Genomic DNA, 15,199 nt, shown 5'->3' with positions numbered 1-15,199 from the left:
GACACCCAACGCCAGTGTATGATTGCCCCCGAGGAGCTGGACGTGACGCTCGTGGACGGCTACGTCGACGAGCCCGCGCACTTCGGGGTGCCGCCGTACATCTCGACGTACCCCCGGTACACCGCCGGCGCGCTGGTGGACGCGGGCGTCGACCCCGAGAACGTCACCTACCACACCATCGACGAACTCCGTGAGGACAAGTCGAAGTTCAACGACGTGGCGGACGCCGACCTGTTCGTGTACGTCGGCGGGATGACGGTCCCCGGGAAGTACGTCGGCGGCACGCCCGCCGAACCAGACGAGGTCCGGGAACTGGCGTGGCTGGCCGACGGCACGAGCGTGATGGGCGGGCCCGTGCGGTTCGGCGTCGGCGAGGAGAACGCCGGCGCCCAGGAGATGGAGCGCTCCGACCTCGACTTCGACTTCCTCGCGATGGCGGACATCGAAGCGGCCGCCTACGACCTCGTGAACAGCGGGCTGGAGGGCTTCGAGGACCGTTACCGGGACAACGAGGAGATCGACCGGTGGGCGGCGAAGGGCGCGTTCGTCGTCGAGCAGCACCCGAACTACCCCGAGTACCTCATCTGCGAGATGGAGACCTCGCGGGGCTGCGCGTACCGGTGTTCGTTCTGCACGGAGCCGATGTACGGCGACCCCTCGTTCCGGTCGGCCGACTCCGTCGTCAGGGAGGTCGGCGAACTGTACGACCACGGTGCCCGGCACTTCCGGCTGGGCCGGCAGGCCGACATCCTCGCGTTCGGCGGCGACGGCGAGGCGCCGAACCCGGACGCCATCGAGCGCCTGTACGCCGGCATCCGGGAGGTCGCGCCCGACCTCGGGACGCTGCACCTCGACAACATGAACCCGGTGACCATCGTGGACTACCCCGAGCAGTCCCGGGAAGCCATCCGCATCATCGCCGAACACAACACGCCCGGTGACACGGCGGCGTTCGGCCTCGAGTCGGCGGACCCGCTCGTCCAGGAGGAGAACAACCTCCTCGTGAGCGCCGAAGAGTGCCTCGAAGCCGTCCGCGTCGTGAACGAGGTCGGCGGCTGGCGGCCCGGCGAGTCCCCCGAGGACGCGCCGTCGTGGGGCGACGGTTCCCCCGACCGGCTGCCGAAACTCCTGCCGGGCATCAACCTCGTGCACGGCCTCACCGGCGAGCGCGCGGAGACCTTCGAGCACAACAAGCAGTTCCTCCAGAGCCTCCTCGACGAGGGGCTGATGGTGCGCCGCATCAACATCCGGCAGGTCATGGCCTTCGAGGGCACCGAGATGGCCGAGACCGGCGTCGACCTCGCCGAGAACCACAAGCAACTGTTCAAGCAGTACAAGACCGAGGTCCGGGAGACCATCGACAACGCGATGCTCCAGCGCGTCGTCCCGCCGGGCACGGTCCTGAAAGACGTCACCCTCGAGTACCACCAGGACGGCAAGACGTTCGGCCGCCAGCTCGGCACGTACTCGCTGCTCGTCGGCATCCCGGGCGAGCGCGAACTCGGCCAGACTATCGACGTCGCCATCACCGACCACGGCTACCGGTCGGTCACCGGCATCCCCCACCCGCTGGACGTCAACGACGCCACGATGGACGAACTCACCGCGATTCCCGGCATCGGGTCCAGTACGGCCGGCGACATCCTCGTCGACCGGCCCCACGACTCCTCGCCGAGCGTCGAAGACGTGGACCTCGGGAAGTTCACGCGTCCCTGAGAACGAGTCGCCGGCCCGAGCGGGCCGTCGAGGTCGACGCCAGTGATCGCCGTGGCGCCGCCGCCGTCGTCAGTACTCTTCGTCGATAATCTCGCCGACCGCGAAGTTCGACTTCACTTCGGTGACTTCGACTTTGACGCGCTCGCCGATCTCGGCGTCGGGCACGATGATGACGTAGCCGCGCTCGACGCGGGCGATGCCGTCGCCCTGCTTGCCGATGTCCTCGATCTCGACGTAGCGAATCTCGCCCTCCTCGACGGGGGGCTGGGGTTCCGAGGACGCTCCAGTGGACGCCGAGGACGACGACGTCGAGGACGTCGAGGACGACGTGCCGTCGCTGCCGCCCGCGTCGCCGTGTCGCTCGATGAGCGCCACCCGGTAGACGTCGCCGGGGTCGACCGAGCCGGTCTCGATCTCGCTCTTCGGGACTTCGACCACGTACTCGTCGTCTTTGACCGTTACTTCCGCGTTGAACAGACAGAGCAGTTCGTCAGATATCTCCAATGTCGAATACCTCCACCGGAATGTCACCCCCTCGGAACTTAGTCGTTGTCACACCGGAGGCGGCGAGTCGCGGATTCGCTGTGGGTCACTCGCCGTACGTCGACCCGTCGGGGCGCTTGGCGCCTTCGGAGTCGTGGACGACCGTCTCCCCGGGTTCGGGATTCGCCGGCTCGTAGTTGTCGCGGACGTCGATGGCTTCCTCAAGTTCCCTGACTGCCCGCTCTTTCAGCGCGCTCGCCAGCGACTCGGCGTCCTCCCGGGAGATGTCGCGGCCGAGCCCCTCGCACTCGTGGGCACGCACCATCCCCTCCTCGTCGCCGGTTTCACCGGCTTCTCGTTGCCCTTCCAGGCCAACGCTGTCGACGGCTTCGCCCATCGGCTGGGTCGTCCCGCCGAGCGCCACGCTGAACGGGTACGTCTGGCAGATGAGCGGCCGGCTGCCGTGCACGGAACACGACCCCGTTCCATTCTCGTCTTCCTCGTAGAACGTGCAGTCGCCACACGAGTCGGTCTGCAGCGCCCACTCGAAGGTCTCGCCCGCGCCGTCCTCGTCGAGGCCGTACGGCATCGGACGCGCGACGTCGCGCCAGTCTCGTGAACGCTGTGAACGAGACCTCGAAGCGGCATCGCCGCTTCGGCGGTCTCGCTCTTCCGTCCGGTCGTCACTCTCGGCGGCCTGTACCTCCCGCACTTCGTCGGGGAAGACGGTCGCCGTGTGCGGGTCGTCCTCCTCTGCTCCCGGGTCGCTTCGCTCCCCGGTCGCAGGTTCGTCGGAACGTGGTTCCGACTCGCTCTTGCAGCACGCCCCGCAGCGCGTGCACTCGAAGCCGATGGTCTCGATGGCGTCCGCCAGCTCCGCCACGTCGAGGGCGCGGGCGTCCTCGAGTTCGGATTCGAGTTCCTGCACGCGAGAGGGCAGGCGCTGGACACGCAAAAGCCACGCGCTGGCCGTCGGGCTGCCGAGGGCCGCAGGGAACCGACAGACGCCGTCGAACTGCGGCGACCCAAACAGTGATTGAACTGGCCGAGAGAGGCCCGCCCGTACTGCCTCCAGTCGCTTTCTCGATACGCTATGGACCACACAGAAGACACGACGACGGACCGACGCACACTGCTGAAGACGACCGGCGCCGCCCTCTCTGCCGGCGTGGCGCTCGGGACGGGCCCCCGGCGGACTCGAGGCCAGTCCGCCGAGGCCTCGATCACGTTCGAAGACCAGACGGCGACAGACGGGACGGTCGTCGTCGCCGAGATCAGCACGGACGTCGACGCCCGGTTCGTGCTCCGGACGACTGGCGAGGGGAGCGAGGAGGTCGCGGCCCCGGTCCAGTTCGACGCCGGCGAGTCGGTCTCGGACTACGAGGTCGGCCTCTCGCCCGTGCCCGAGCAGTCACAGGAGGTCTCGGCGAACCTCTACGACCGGTCGAGCGGCGAAAACATCGCCCGAGTGCTCGCCGAGGTGACAGTCGACGGTTCGGGCGACCGCACCGACGGCGTCCCGAAGACGTTCGTCGAGGCCGACCCGGACGCGGGGTTCGAGTACCCCTACTACCTGTACGCGCCGGCCACCGCCGAGAGCGAGGACCCGAAGCCGGTGGTGCTGGAGCCGACGAACTCCGGGCAGGCGACCGACGACTTCTCGGTACAGCGGCGAGCCGGCGAGCGCACGCTCGAGGGCGGACTGGGCCGCACCGTCGCCGACGGAGTCGGCGCGGCGTACGTCGTCCCGGTGCTGCCGCGGCCGCGCACCGAGCCGGTCGACGCCATGCACTACGTCCACGCCCTGGACGACACGACCCTGGCTATCGAGGACGGGCCGCTGGAGCGAGTAGACCTGCAGGTGTTGCGCATGGTCGAAGACGCCCGGAGCCGGCTCGCCGACCGGGACTACCAGACGGCGGACGGCCTGCTGCTCGCGGGGTTCTCGGCGTCTGGGAACTTCGTCGACCGGTTCACGGTGCTCCACCCCGACGAGGTACTGTCGGTGACCGCCGGCGGCCTGAACGGGATGCCGATTCTCCCCCTCGAGGAGGCCGACGGCCACCGGCTGCCGTACCACGTCGGCATCGCCGACGTCGAGGCACTCACGGGCGAGCCGGTCGACCTCGACGCGCTCGACGACGTCAACCAGTTCCTGTTCATGGGCGCGGAGGACGCCAACGACACCATCCCCTACGACGACGCGTGGACTGACGACGGCCTCCGGCAGACAGCGCTGGACGTCTACGGGGACCACATGATCGAGGAGCGCTTCCCGCGCTCGCAGGCGGCCTACGAGGCGGCGGGCGTGGACGCACAGTTCCGGGTCTACGAGGACACCGGCCACAATCCGGCGCCCGCCATCGGGGACATGGTGGCGTTCCACGAGCGCACCATCGCCGGCGAGGACGTCAGCGAGTTCGGCGAGACCATCCAGACGGTGCTGCGGGTGGACGCGTCTCCGGAGCCGCCGACGGCCGGCGAGCCGGCCGAACTCGACGCATCGGGGTCCGACGGCGGGACCCGCGACCTCGAGTACTTCCTCTGGGACTTCAGGAACGGCGACACGGCCGTCGGCGAGACGGTGACGTACACGTTCGATTCGGCCGGCGAGCAGTCGGTCACCCTGACGGCCGTCTCGGACCGGGGCACCGAGAGCGAACTGACGGAGACGGTGGTCGTCGCGAACGAGGACGGGTCGATTCCGGAGGACGTCGAGACCGAGACGACGACGGACACCGAGTCGGCGACCACCGAGGTGCCAGAGCCGACGACAGACTCGGGCGGGACGGACGACGGGGGAGACGATGGGCGCGACGGCGACGCCGACGAGGGAGCGGAGGCGGATTCGGGGACCGGCGCGACCAGTCCGGGGTTCGGCGTCCTCGGTGCCCTTGCCGGGCTCGCCGGCGGGAGCTACGGGCTCGGGGAGCGCACTGCTGGCGACGACGGCGACAGCGACGACCCCTGAACGCCCTCCGGCTGGCGACGCTCAGTCCTCGACCGGATAGGCGTGCGCGCCGTCCCAGTCGACGCGGCCGTCGACCAGCAGTTTGTCGAGGTGCGCTCGCACGGTCTGCCCGGCGAGGTCGCGGACGCCCGATAGGTCCTTGTCGTAGGCGTGGTCCAGAATGGCGTCGACGGTGCTGCAGCCGTCGGCGACGGCGGCGAGCACGCGGCGCTCGCGGTCGCGGCGGTGCGCGTAGAGCGCGTGGAGACGCTCGCGTGGGTTCTCGACCGGCGGGCCGTGACCGGGGTGGAGACGGCCGTGACCGGGGTGGAGACGGTCGAGGTCGCGGGTGGCGAGACGTCGCAGGGAACTCAGGTAGGCGCGCATGTCGCCGTCGACGGCGCCGACGAAGACGCTGCCGTCGGCGAACACGAGGTCCCCGGTGGCGGCCTCGCCGTCTGCGAGGAAAGCGACGTGGTCGGGCGCGTGGCCCGGCGTGTCGAGGACGACGACGCCGGAGGCGCCGAGCTCGTCGCCGGGGCGGAACAGCCGGTCCGGCACGACGCCCGTCTCGCGCTCGAAGCGGTCGGCGAACCCGGCGTGGGCCCACACCGTCGCGCCAGTGCTTCCAGCATAGTGGGCGGCTGCGCCGACGTGGTCCGGGTGGGCGTGCGTGACTGCGAGGTGGTCGACGCCGCCGGACTCGGTGGCCTCGTCGAGCGCGTCGGTTCGCGCGGCAGGGTCGACGAGCACGCGCTCGCTGCCGCCGTCGCTCAGCAGGTACGCGTTCGTCGAGCCGTGGGGGGCGCGGGTGTCGACGGGGGCCGGCCGGCGTTCGAACACGCCGCTACGCAGGGCCTGCGGGGAGAAAAAGCCCGGTCAGTCGGCGAGGTAGTACACCTGCTTGCGGGCGTCCTCGAAGCTGTACCGGGACTCGACGAGGCTTTCCTCGCCGAGGCGGTTCAGCGCGTAGCGGACCGTGCGGTCGGGCAGCAGCGACTCCTCGGCGAGCTCTCCCTGCGAGAGCGGGGAGTCGATCTCCAGGACCTTCGCGACGAGCTTCGCGCTCGGCGGGAGTTCGCTCAGGCGGTCGCGGAATTCCTCGTCGTCTGCAGGCGCCGACTCGGCCTCCGTCGCGGACAGGCTCATGGCAGCATTTGCCACACTGAGGAAGGTAAAGGTTGTCTACCCGTGTAACTTAATTCCTTATATTGTATTAGGCGGGCTCACCCGGTCGATTTACCAGCGTGGGAAGTGACCTCCCGACATGGTTGCCATACCCGAGGAGTACCACGACCTCTTCGAGCGCCGCTCGTTTCTGAGTCTCGGCACACTCACCCCGGACGGCGTCCCCCACGTCACGCCGGTCTGGGTGGACTACGACCACGACGCCGACCACGTCCTGTTCAACACGGCCGAGGGCCGACGGAAGGAGAAGAACGTCCGCGGCGACGACCGCGTCGGCGGCTGCATCCTCGACCCCGACGACCCCTACCGGTACGTCGGCTTCCAGGGCGACGTCGTCGAACACACCACCGAAGGCGCCGTCGAACACATCGACGAACTCGCGCAGCGCTACATGGGCGAAGACGAGTACCCGCACCACGGCGACGAGGACGGCGACCGCGTGCTCGTCCGCATCGAACCGACGCGCGTGTTCGGATAGGGGCCGGCGGCGTGGCGTTCCAGTACGGTTTTAACGGCCCGCCCACCACGTGGCGATAGAAGCGTGAAGGGACAGGAGTGGTACCAGGCCACCGAGGTCGCCGAAGAGTACGACGAGAAGCGGTTCTCTCGCGGCGGCCGGTACATCGACCGCCGGGAGAAGCAGGCAGTACTCGACGCGCTCGGGCGCGTAGAGGGCGACCGCGTCCTCGAAATCGCCTGCGGTACCGGCCGGTTCACCACCATGCTGGCCGAGCGCGGCGCGGACATCACGGGTCTGGACATCTCCGGGCCGATGCTCCAGGAGGGCCGTCGGAAGGCCCAGAAGGCGGGCGTTGCCGACACAATCGAGTTCATGCGCGGGGACGCCGGCCGGCTGCCGTTCCCGGACGACCACTTCGACACAGTGTTCGCGATGCGATTCTTCCACCTCGCGGACACGCCGGCGAAGTACCTCGCGGAGATGGCGCGCGTCTCGAAGAACCAGGTGTTCTTCGACACGTTCAAGCGGTTCAGCACGCGGTCGCTGTACAACTGGCTGCTCCCGATGGGGTCGCGGCTCTACGGCTCCCGGGAGGTCCACGACCTCGTCGGTGAGGCCGGGCTGACGCTCGTCAACGACGAACACGACTTCGTCGCGCCGTACGGCTTCTACCGGGAGGTCCCGGACTGGGTGGCCCGGCCGTTCCGGCGCGCGGACACCGCTGTCGGCGCGACGCCGTTCGGCGAGGCCCTCGCGTCGGTGTCGTACTGGGACGCACGCGTCTAGGGCTCCGAGCCGGGACGTTTTTACCGGCGGCTCCGAACGGACGGGGTATGGACCTCTCGGTGGTTGTACCGACGCTGAACGCGCGGGACGCGCTCGTCGAGGCGCTCGACGCGCTCGCGGCCCACGCGCCAGCCGCCGAGGTCGTCGTCGCGAACGGGCCGTCAGTCGACGGCACGTCCGGGACAGTCCGGAGTCACGACGCCGTCGACGTGCTCCTGGAACTCTCCGAGCGGAACCTCAACGCCGCCCGGAACGCCGGCATCGCGGCGAGCAGCGGGAACGTCGTGGCGTTCGTCGGCCAGGACACACAGGTCCGGGAGGCGTGGACGGGCGCCGTCGCGGACGCCGTCGCGGGCGGCGCCGACGCCGTCACCGGCCCCGTCCACCGGGACGTCGAGGGCGGCGTGACGACGGAAGCCGTCGAGCGACGCACAATCTCGGGCCGCGACGTGACGTTCTTCGACGGCGGAAACGTCGCGCTCACCCGGGACGCGCTCGAGGAACTGGACGGCTTCGACGAGTACCTCCAGACGGGCGCCGCCCGGGACGCCGCCCACCGGCTCGCGGGGATGGGCCGCGAGGTAGCGTGGGCGCCGAACGTCTGCGTGCTGCGCGACGAGCGCGACGACATCCAGCACCGGCTCCCCGAGGACACCGAGGAGTCGCCGTGGGGGCTGAAGTACCGGGCGCTCGCCTACCGGCTCGCGAAGAACTACGGCGCGACGCCCCGCATCGCCGCGCGCGTCTTCCGGCACGCGTCCGGCGACGCCGTCTCCGTCGGTGCGGACGTCGCTCGCGGCGACGCCGAGCTCTCCGAGTGGGCGGCGGCGGGCGCCGCCGTCCTCCCGAACCTCTGGCGCGGCGGACAGGACGGACTCTCGGCGCGCGTCGCCGACCGGACGCCCCGCAGGAACCCGAACGGCGTCTCCGCCCGAATGGATCGCGTGCACGCCCGCCACGACGGCCAGTAACTCGTCCGGCTGGCAGGCGGAAAACCGCCGGCTACTCGCTGTCGAGGCCGGGAATCACGCGGCTGGGGTTCCGGCCGAACGCTTTCGTCATCGCGTCCTCCGTCACGTCGAGTGTCAGCAGCTCCATCAGCGCGACGTTCGGGTGGGTGGCGGGCGCGCCCGACCCGAACAGCACGCGGTCGGGGTGCTCGACGATGGCGCGCTCCAGCAGCTCCCGGTACCGGACGGCGGCCGTGTCGAGGTAGAGGTCGTCGTGGCGGTCGAGCAACTCGATGGCCTCCCGCATCAGCTCGCGGTCCAGCGGGTGGCCGCCGAAGTGCGCCAGCACCACGGGGAACTCTCGGTCGAGCAGGGCGTCCTCGAGGGCGCCCGGCGGGAATTCCCGGCCGCCGTGCACGAGCACCGGTAGCCCGACGTCGTCGAGCACGTCGAGCACGTCGCCGTCCGGCAGCCCGTCCTGGGTCGGGTCCAGCTTGAAGCCGTGGAAGCGGTCGTCGTACGCGTACTGCTCGATGTCCTCCGGGCTGGTCTGCCACTCGTCGCGGGACGAGGTGAAGTTCCGGAGCGTCGACGTCGCGCCGTCCCCTGGGTCGCGGGGGCCGTCGATGCGCGCGAACGCGATGAACGGCCGCTCGACTGCCTGCCGGGCGACGGCGTTGTTCGCCCGGAGGTAGCCCTGCTCGCCCTTCTGCGGGCCGGGGAAGACGACGGCGCGCACGATGCCGGCCTGGTGCATCTCGCGCTCGAGGTCCTCGCCGCCGATGGTCCGGCCGCGCACGGGTCGGCCCGGGCCGGCGTGGAGTCGCGCGTGGCAGTCCACGACCCGGAACCCGTGCTCCAGTTCCAGCATGCGGAAGTGCTCGCCGGCCGGCCATATCGGTCTGACGGTGCAGGTACACCGCAGCCGACGCGCGGCCAGCCGGCCACAACCTTTAGCCGCGACACCGCTCTGGGAGCCGACACGATGAGCGACCAGCTCGGCCTCGCCGGGTGCGTTGCCATCGCGCTCGGCGGCATGATCGGTGGCGGCATCTACGCTGTCCTCGGCGTCGTCGCAGGCATCGCTCGTGGAGCGACGTGGGTCGGGTTCGTGCTCGCGGGCGTCGTCGCGGCCTGTGCGGCCTACTCCTACCACGTCCTGAACGCCCGTGGCGACAGCGGGGGTGGCTCCGTCTCGTTCGTCCAGCGGTCCCTCGGCAACGACACGCTGGCGGGCGTCGTCGGCTGGACGCTGCTGTTCGGATACGTCGGCTCGATGGCGATGTACGCCTCGGCGTTCGCGGAGTTCGCCCTGACGTTCCGGGGCGTCCCGGAGAGCATCGCGGGCGTCCCGCTGCGCCCCGCCGTCGCAGTGGGTGCGGTCGCCCTGTTCGTCGCCCTGAACCTCGCCGGCACCCGGACCACCGGCTCCGTCGAGGAGGGACTCGTCGCGGTAAAGGTCGGCGTCCTCGTGGCGTTCGGCGTCGGCGGTCTCGCGTACGCGTTCGGTGTCCCGGAGTCCGGACTGACGCTCGGCGCCGGCCGGCTGGGGTCCACGGACCCGGTGGTCGCGGCCGCCATCTCCTTCGTCGCGTTCCAGGGCTGGCAGCTCCTCTTCTACGACCAGGAGTCCATCGCCGACGCCGTCGAAACCATCCGGCGAGCAGTCTCCGTCTCGATTCCTGTCGCCGTGGCCGTCTACGTCCTCGTCGCGGTGGTCACCGTCTCGCTCGCGCCCGAGGCGCTGCGGAACAACCCTCACGTCGCGCTCGGGCAGGCCGCCTCGACGATGCTTTCGGAGGTCGGCCTCGGCTCCGCCGGGTTCGCCGTCATCTCCGCGTCCGCGCTGTTCTCCACCGGCAGCGCCATCAACGCCACCCTGTTCTCGGCGGCGCACTTCGCGAAGCGGCTCCTCGGCGGCGACTTGCTCTCCGACAGGCTCGGGGACGCCGACGCCGATGGCGTCCCCGAGCGCACAGTCGTCGTGCTCGGCACGCTCACCGCCGCGTTCGCCGCCTGGGGGAGCCTCGGCGCCGTCACGTCGTTCGCGTCGCTGGCGTTCGTCGTCGTGTTCGGTGCCGTGAGTGCGCTCGCGTTCCACGAGCGGGAGAGCGCCGATGCCCACCCCCTGCCGCCCGCGGTCGGCGCCGTCGGCGCGCTCGGCTTCGCGCCGCTGATGCTGTGGAATCTCTACACGCGCGAGCCGGAGACGTTCTGGATGGTGCTCGTGCTCGGGGTCGGCGCCGTCGCGGTCGAACTGCTGTACTTCGAACGTGAAGCGCTCTCCGAGGAGTTGGCCGAGGCGGAGAGCGCGGTTACGTCGCTGCGCTGAGCCGCACCGTCGGCAGCCGCCAGTCGAACCTGATGGCGAGCAGGCGCAGCGCGAACGTCAGCCCCGCACAGGCGGCGGTGCCGGCGGTCGGGGAGCCGCCGGCCGCCGTGACGGCCCAGAGAGCGGCGCTCCCGGTGACGGCGCAGGTGGCGTAGAAGTCCTCGGCGAGCACGAACGGCACGCGCTGCAGCAGGACGTCCGAGACGAGGCCGCCGCCCACGCCCGTAATCGTCCCGAGGACGACGACGCCGAACGGTGACGCGCCGGCTTCGACGCCGACGAGCGCACCCGTCGCGGCGAACGCTGCCAGCCCGACGGCGTCCGGCACGACGACGGCGGGGTGGTCGAGCAGGCCGGTGCCGAGGCGCCGCGCCAGCACGACGGCCAGCAGCACGCCCCCGAGCGCGAACCCGACGTCGGTGGTGGACTGCAGCATCGCCGGCATCCGGCCGACGAGCACGTCCCGGGTGGCGCCGCCGCCCAGCGCCGTCAGCACGCCCAGCACCGCGACGCCGAGCACGTCGAACTCGGCGTCGACGGCCTTCAGGGAGCCGACGGTGGCGAACGCGACCAGCCCGACTGCGTTCATCACGTCGAACGGCGTCACCACGACACCGCCACCTCGTCGCCGACGGCGACGTCGAACGCGTCGTCGCCGCGCCCGCGATTCACGGCGAGTTCGACGTTCCCGTGGCTGCCGACCGTGACGAGCCGCTGGCCGGCGCCGACGTGCGCGTACGACCGCGCGACCGGCGCCGGCTCACCGTCTACCCGTACCTCGTCGCCGAACCGGCCGTCGAGCACGCGCCCGGGGACGTTCGTGACGGCGTTCCCGAAGCCGTCGACGACCAGCACCTCGCCGACGATCTCGTCGCTGGCCAGCTCGGGCTCCGGGAACGAGACGGCCTCGTAGTCGTCGGTACGCTCGTACCCGGGGTACTGGTGGAACGTGTCGACGCCACGCTCGTGAACGTCAGCTGCCGCCGGTGCGAACACGTCCCGGCCGTGGAAGGTCGAACTCGCCGGGTCGTCGACGTCGAGCTCGAACACCTCGACGTCCTCGGCGATGCGGCGGGCGGCGGGAACCGCCACGCCGTTGTCCGGCGCGACGAACGCGTGCTTGCCCGCCCGCACCACGACGGCCGCACGATCCGTGCCGACATCCGGGTCGACCACCACCAGGTGGACGGCCGGCGGGAAGTACGGCAGCACCTCCCGCAGCCAGAACGCCGCCGCGCGCACGTCCTGCCGGGGGAAGTCGTGGGCGACGTCCACCAGCCGGGCGTCCGTCGACTGGAGCGCGACGCCCTTCATCGCCGCCGGATACGGCGACCCGAAGTCGGAACTCAGCGTTATCATGTGCTGGCGTTGGAACGCGCCGACCGAAAAGCCCCCGCCCTCCGCGCGCTACTCGGGGTTCGGGTCGTCGCTGTTCGGGTCCTCGCCGTTCGCGTCCGTGTCGGTCACGTGCTGGATGCGCTCGACGCCGTCGATCTCCGCCACGACCTCCTCGACGGCGTCCGGCACCAGGCTCTCCCAGTCGCCGCCCTCGACCATCCGGTCGCGGATTTCGGCGCCCTCCAGGACGTCCCGGTCGTACATCGGGGACTGCCGGACCTCCACGTCGGCCTCGTCGAACAGCCGAATCACGAGCGGGTTGTTCGAGTACGCCACGTCGAACTTCGGGCTCATCGACTGCACGTGACTCACCCAGACGGCGTTCCGGTCGAGGTCCTCGATGGGGACGGCGTACGTCACCAGGTCGAAGTCCACGAGCGCCTTCGTGATCATCTCGATCCGCTCACCGGCCGTGAACGGGTTCCGGGCCGAGTGGGAGTCGCCGGCGCTCCCGATGCCGACCACCAGCTCGTCGACCTCTGTGGCGATCTGTTCGACGACGCGGTGGTGGCCGGCGTGATACGGCTGGAACCGGCCGATGTAGAACCCGCGAGTCATCTCTCGCGTAGACGAACCCGACCGGCGACCATAAGAATGGCGAGTCCGGCCCGACACCCCAAACTCCGAACGTGGAGTAGGAGGCCCGAAGGCGGCGAAAACGGCCGATTAGGTGACGTTTCGAGGGAGAAAGTATATCAGTCGCCCACCCGTGGTTTCTGGTGTCGAACCAACTTCTATGAGCAACGAATCGACGAAGGACGCGCCCCTTCGCGACGACCCCCCCGACGGTCAGGACGACGGCCCCAGAGAGGGCGGTCCCGAGCCCGACGTCCGTGAGGACGTCGAGGACCTGGAGGACCTCGGGAGTGACGTCGGCGTCGAAGGCGACGTGTCCATTGACGAAGAAAACGCCGAGGACGACCTGCTCGGCGGCCTGAAAATCGACGACACGTCGGACATCAAGGTCCCCGACCGACTCGTCGACCAGGTCATCGGGCAGGAGGCGGCCCGCGAGATCGTCATGCGCGCGGCGAAACAGCACCGCCACGTGATGATGATCGGGTCCCCGGGCACGGGGAAGTCCCTGCTGGCGAAGGCGATGAGCCACCTCCTCCCGAAGGAGAGCCTGCAGGACGTCCTCGTCTACCACAACCCCGAGGACTCCAACGAGCCGAAGGTCCGCACCGTCCCGGCGGGGAAGGGCGAACAGATCGTCGAGGCACACCAGGAGGAAGCCCGCAAACGCAACCAGATGCGGTCGTTCCTCATGTGGATCATCATCCTGCTGGTTGTCGGGTACGCGCTGCTGATGGCCCGCCAGCCCCTTCTGGGCATTCTGGCGGCCGGCGTCATCTACCTCGCGTTCCGGTACTCGAACCGGGGCAGCGACGCGATGGTGCCGAAGCTCCTCATCAACAACGCCGACCGCCAGGTCGCGCCGTTCGAGGACGCCACGGGCGCCCACGCCGGCGCGATGCTCGGTGACGTCCGCCACGACCCGTTCCAGTCCGGCGGCATGGAGACGCCGAGCCACGACCGGGTCGAGGCCGGCGCCATCCAGAAAGCCAACAAGGGCGTGTTGTTCATCGACGAGATCAACACGCTCGACGTGCGGTCCCAGCAGAAGCTGATGACCGCCATCCAGGAGGGCGAGTTCGGCATCACTGGCCAGAGCGAGCGCTCCTCGGGTGCGATGGTGCAGACCGAGCCGGTGCCGTGTGACTTCATCATGGTCGCCGCCGGGAACATGGACGCCATGGAGAACATGCACCCGGCGCTGCGCTCCCGCATCAAGGGGTACGGCTACGAGGTGTACATGGAGGACACCATCGAGGACACCCCGGAGATGCGCCGGAAGTACGCGCGGTTCATCGCCCAGGAGGTCGACAAGGACGGGAACCTCCCGCACTTCCACCCGGAGGCTGTCCGGGAGCTCATCCTGGAGGCGAAGCGCCGTGCGGGCCGGAAGGACCACCTCACGCTGAAGCTGCGTGACCTCGGTGGCCTCGTCCGGGTCGCCGGCGACATCGCGCGCTCCGAGGGCCACGAGCTCACGCGCCGCGACGACGTCCTCGAGGCGAAGAAGCGCTCGCGGTCCATCGAACAGCAGTTCGTGGACAACTACATCGAGCGCCGCAAGGACTACGAGCTCAAGGTCTCGGACGGCGACGCGGTCGGCCGCGTCAACGGCCTCGCCGTCATGGGCGGCGACTCCGGCATCATGTTGCCCGTGATGGCCGAGATCACGCCCGCACAGAGCCAGGAGGAGGGCCGCATCTACGCGACCGGCCAGCTCCAGGAGATGGCCGAGGAGGCAGTCGAGAACGTCTCCGCCATCATCAAGAAGTTCAGCGACGAGAACATGTCCGAGAAGGACACCCACATCCAGTTCGTGCAGGCCGGCGAGGGCGGCGTCGACGGCGACTCCGCCTCCATCACGGTCGCCACGGCCGTCATCAGCGCGCTGGAGGAGATTCCCGTCGCACAGGACCTCGCGATGACCGGCAGCCTCTCGGTCCGCGGCGACGTGCTCCCGGTCGGCGGCGTCACCCACAAGATCGAGGCCGCCGCCAAGGCCGGCTGCAGCCGCGTCATCATCCCGAAGGCCAACGAGAACGACGTGATGATCGAGGACGAGTACGAGGAACAGATCGAGATCATCCCCGTCTCCCACATCTCGGAAGTGCTCGACGTCGCGCTCGTCGGCGAACCCGAGAAGGACTCGCTCGTCGACCGCCTCAAGTCCATCACCGGCAAGGCCCTCGAGGGCGGCGCCGAATCCGGGACGACTGGCGGCAGCCCGAGTCCGCAGTAGAAGTAGTACCTTTTTACTTCGAGAGGCGGCCTCCGGCGACCTCTCTCGCAAAAAGCTACGCCGGGAGAGCACAGATCTCCCGAGCCCTGCTTCGCTACGCTCAGCAGGACGCCAAAAACTC

At 69.8% G+C, this 15,199-nt stretch carries 15 protein-coding genes; 7 read left to right on the top strand and 8 right to left on the bottom strand.

Going from position 1 to position 15,199, the window contains the following annotated elements:
- Positions 1–18 precede the first annotated feature (18 nt).
- Positions 19–1,716, top strand: coding sequence for a radical SAM protein (locus tag LT971_RS08580; protein ID WP_237006512.1), 1,698 nt, complete (start codon positions 19–21; stop codon positions 1,714–1,716).
- Positions 1,717–1,785: 69 nt separating this feature from the next.
- Here the strand turns inward: LT971_RS08580 and LT971_RS08575 are convergent, their stop codons facing one another.
- On the bottom strand, positions 1,786–2,220 hold the full coding sequence (locus LT971_RS08575; RefSeq protein WP_237006511.1) for a TRAM domain-containing protein: 435 nt from the start codon (positions 2,218–2,220) through the stop codon (positions 1,786–1,788).
- Positions 2,221–2,305: 85 nt separating this feature from the next.
- Complete coding sequence (locus LT971_RS08570; RefSeq protein WP_237006510.1) at positions 2,306–3,127, bottom strand: YkgJ family cysteine cluster protein; 822 nt, start codon at positions 3,125–3,127, stop codon at positions 2,306–2,308.
- Positions 3,128–3,292: 165 nt separating this feature from the next.
- On the opposite strand from LT971_RS08570, the gene LT971_RS08565 reads away from it, so the two are divergent.
- Positions 3,293–5,170, top strand: coding sequence for a PKD domain-containing protein (locus LT971_RS08565; RefSeq protein ID WP_237006509.1), 1,878 nt, complete (start codon positions 3,293–3,295; stop codon positions 5,168–5,170).
- Positions 5,171–5,191: 21 nt separating this feature from the next.
- Here LT971_RS08565 and LT971_RS08560 read toward each other — a convergent pair whose 3' ends face one another.
- Together LT971_RS08560 and LT971_RS08555 are read right to left on the bottom strand one after the other, a co-directional pair.
- A complete protein-coding gene (locus LT971_RS08560; protein ID WP_237006508.1) occupies positions 5,192–5,992 on the bottom strand; it encodes an MBL fold metallo-hydrolase in 801 nt (266 codons plus the stop codon).
- A gap of 36 nt (positions 5,993–6,028) precedes the next feature.
- On the bottom strand, positions 6,029–6,298 hold the full coding sequence (locus LT971_RS08555) for a helix-turn-helix domain-containing protein (protein WP_237006507.1): 270 nt from the start codon (positions 6,296–6,298) through the stop codon (positions 6,029–6,031).
- 118 nt (positions 6,299–6,416) lie between these two features.
- Here LT971_RS08555 and LT971_RS08550 point away from each other — a divergent pair, with 118 nt between their 5' ends.
- The 3 genes from LT971_RS08550 (at position 6,417) to LT971_RS08540 (ending at position 8,554) form a co-directional block, all read left to right on the top strand.
- Entirely contained in the window at positions 6,417–6,815 is a 399-nt protein-coding gene (locus LT971_RS08550; protein WP_237006506.1) for a PPOX class F420-dependent oxidoreductase, read from the top strand.
- 63 nt (positions 6,816–6,878) lie between these two features.
- Complete coding sequence (locus LT971_RS08545; protein ID WP_237006505.1) at positions 6,879–7,583, top strand: class I SAM-dependent methyltransferase; 705 nt, start codon at positions 6,879–6,881, stop codon at positions 7,581–7,583.
- A gap of 47 nt (positions 7,584–7,630) precedes the next feature.
- Complete coding sequence (locus LT971_RS08540; RefSeq protein WP_237006504.1) at positions 7,631–8,554, top strand: glycosyltransferase family 2 protein; 924 nt, start codon at positions 7,631–7,633, stop codon at positions 8,552–8,554.
- Positions 8,555–8,585: 31 nt separating this feature from the next.
- Here LT971_RS08540 and LT971_RS08535 read toward each other — a convergent pair whose 3' ends face one another.
- On the bottom strand, positions 8,586–9,404 hold the full coding sequence (locus LT971_RS08535) for an amidohydrolase family protein (protein WP_237006503.1): 819 nt from the start codon (positions 9,402–9,404) through the stop codon (positions 8,586–8,588).
- A 114-nt stretch (positions 9,405–9,518) separates the two neighbouring features.
- On the opposite strand from LT971_RS08535, the gene LT971_RS08530 reads away from it, so the two are divergent.
- Positions 9,519–10,865 carry an APC family permease gene (locus LT971_RS08530; RefSeq protein WP_237006502.1) on the top strand — a complete coding sequence of 449 codons (1,347 nt, stop codon included), beginning with the start codon at positions 9,519–9,521 and terminating at the stop codon, positions 10,863–10,865.
- Here the strand turns inward: LT971_RS08530 and LT971_RS08525 are convergent.
- From LT971_RS08525 to LT971_RS08515, 3 genes are read right to left on the bottom strand one after another with little or no spacing between them, the layout of a single operon-like run.
- Entirely contained in the window at positions 10,849–11,454 is a 606-nt protein-coding gene (locus LT971_RS08525; protein ID WP_237007037.1) for a trimeric intracellular cation channel family protein, read from the bottom strand. The two genes, LT971_RS08530 and LT971_RS08525, sit on opposite strands and share 17 nt — an antisense overlap.
- 14 nt (positions 11,455–11,468) lie before the next feature.
- Positions 11,469–12,224, bottom strand: coding sequence for an SAM hydrolase/SAM-dependent halogenase family protein (locus tag LT971_RS08520; protein WP_237006501.1), 756 nt, complete (start codon positions 12,222–12,224; stop codon positions 11,469–11,471).
- Positions 12,225–12,272: 48 nt separating this feature from the next.
- Positions 12,273–12,821, bottom strand: a complete 549-nt coding sequence (locus LT971_RS08515) for a nicotinamide-nucleotide adenylyltransferase (protein ID WP_237006500.1) — start codon at positions 12,819–12,821, stop codon at positions 12,273–12,275.
- A gap of 178 nt (positions 12,822–12,999) precedes the next feature.
- Between LT971_RS08515 and lonB the strand changes: the two genes are divergently transcribed.
- Entirely contained in the window at positions 13,000–15,078 is a 2,079-nt protein-coding gene (lonB, locus tag LT971_RS08510) for an ATP-dependent protease LonB (protein WP_237006499.1), read from the top strand.
- Positions 15,079–15,199: the final 121 nt, after the last annotated feature.

This window comes from Halobacterium rubrum, from assembly GCF_021729015.1.
In the GTDB taxonomy this organism is placed as follows: domain Archaea; phylum Halobacteriota; class Halobacteria; order Halobacteriales; family Halobacteriaceae; genus Halobacterium; species Halobacterium rubrum.
This window is presented reverse-complemented; position numbering and strand designations above follow the sequence as displayed.

What these genes read in the sequence shown, in the direction of transcription:
- LT971_RS08580 (WP_237006512.1), top strand. Translation starts at nt 19, where the DNA reads ATGATTGCCCCCGAGGAGCTGGACGTGACGCTCGTGGACGGCTACGTC.
- LT971_RS08565 (WP_237006509.1), top strand. Translation starts at nt 3,293, where the DNA reads ATGGACCACACAGAAGACACGACGACGGACCGACGCACACTGCTGAAG.
- LT971_RS08555 (WP_237006507.1), bottom strand. Translation starts at nt 6,298, where the DNA reads ATGAGCCTGTCCGCGACGGAGGCCGAGTCGGCGCCTGCAGACGACGAG.
- LT971_RS08550 (WP_237006506.1), top strand. Translation starts at nt 6,417, where the DNA reads ATGGTTGCCATACCCGAGGAGTACCACGACCTCTTCGAGCGCCGCTCG.
- LT971_RS08540 (WP_237006504.1), top strand. Translation starts at nt 7,631, where the DNA reads ATGGACCTCTCGGTGGTTGTACCGACGCTGAACGCGCGGGACGCGCTC.
- LT971_RS08535 (WP_237006503.1), bottom strand. Translation starts at nt 9,404, where the DNA reads ATGCTGGAACTGGAGCACGGGTTCCGGGTCGTGGACTGCCACGCGCGA.
- LT971_RS08530 (WP_237006502.1), top strand. Translation starts at nt 9,519, where the DNA reads ATGAGCGACCAGCTCGGCCTCGCCGGGTGCGTTGCCATCGCGCTCGGC.
- LT971_RS08525 (WP_237007037.1), bottom strand. Translation starts at nt 11,454, where the DNA reads ATGAACGCAGTCGGGCTGGTCGCGTTCGCCACCGTCGGCTCCCTGAAG.
- LT971_RS08520 (WP_237006501.1), bottom strand. Translation starts at nt 12,224, where the DNA reads ATGATAACGCTGAGTTCCGACTTCGGGTCGCCGTATCCGGCGGCGATG.
- LT971_RS08515 (WP_237006500.1), bottom strand. Translation starts at nt 12,821, where the DNA reads ATGACTCGCGGGTTCTACATCGGCCGGTTCCAGCCGTATCACGCCGGC.
- lonB (WP_237006499.1), top strand. Translation starts at nt 13,000, where the DNA reads ATGAGCAACGAATCGACGAAGGACGCGCCCCTTCGCGACGACCCCCCC.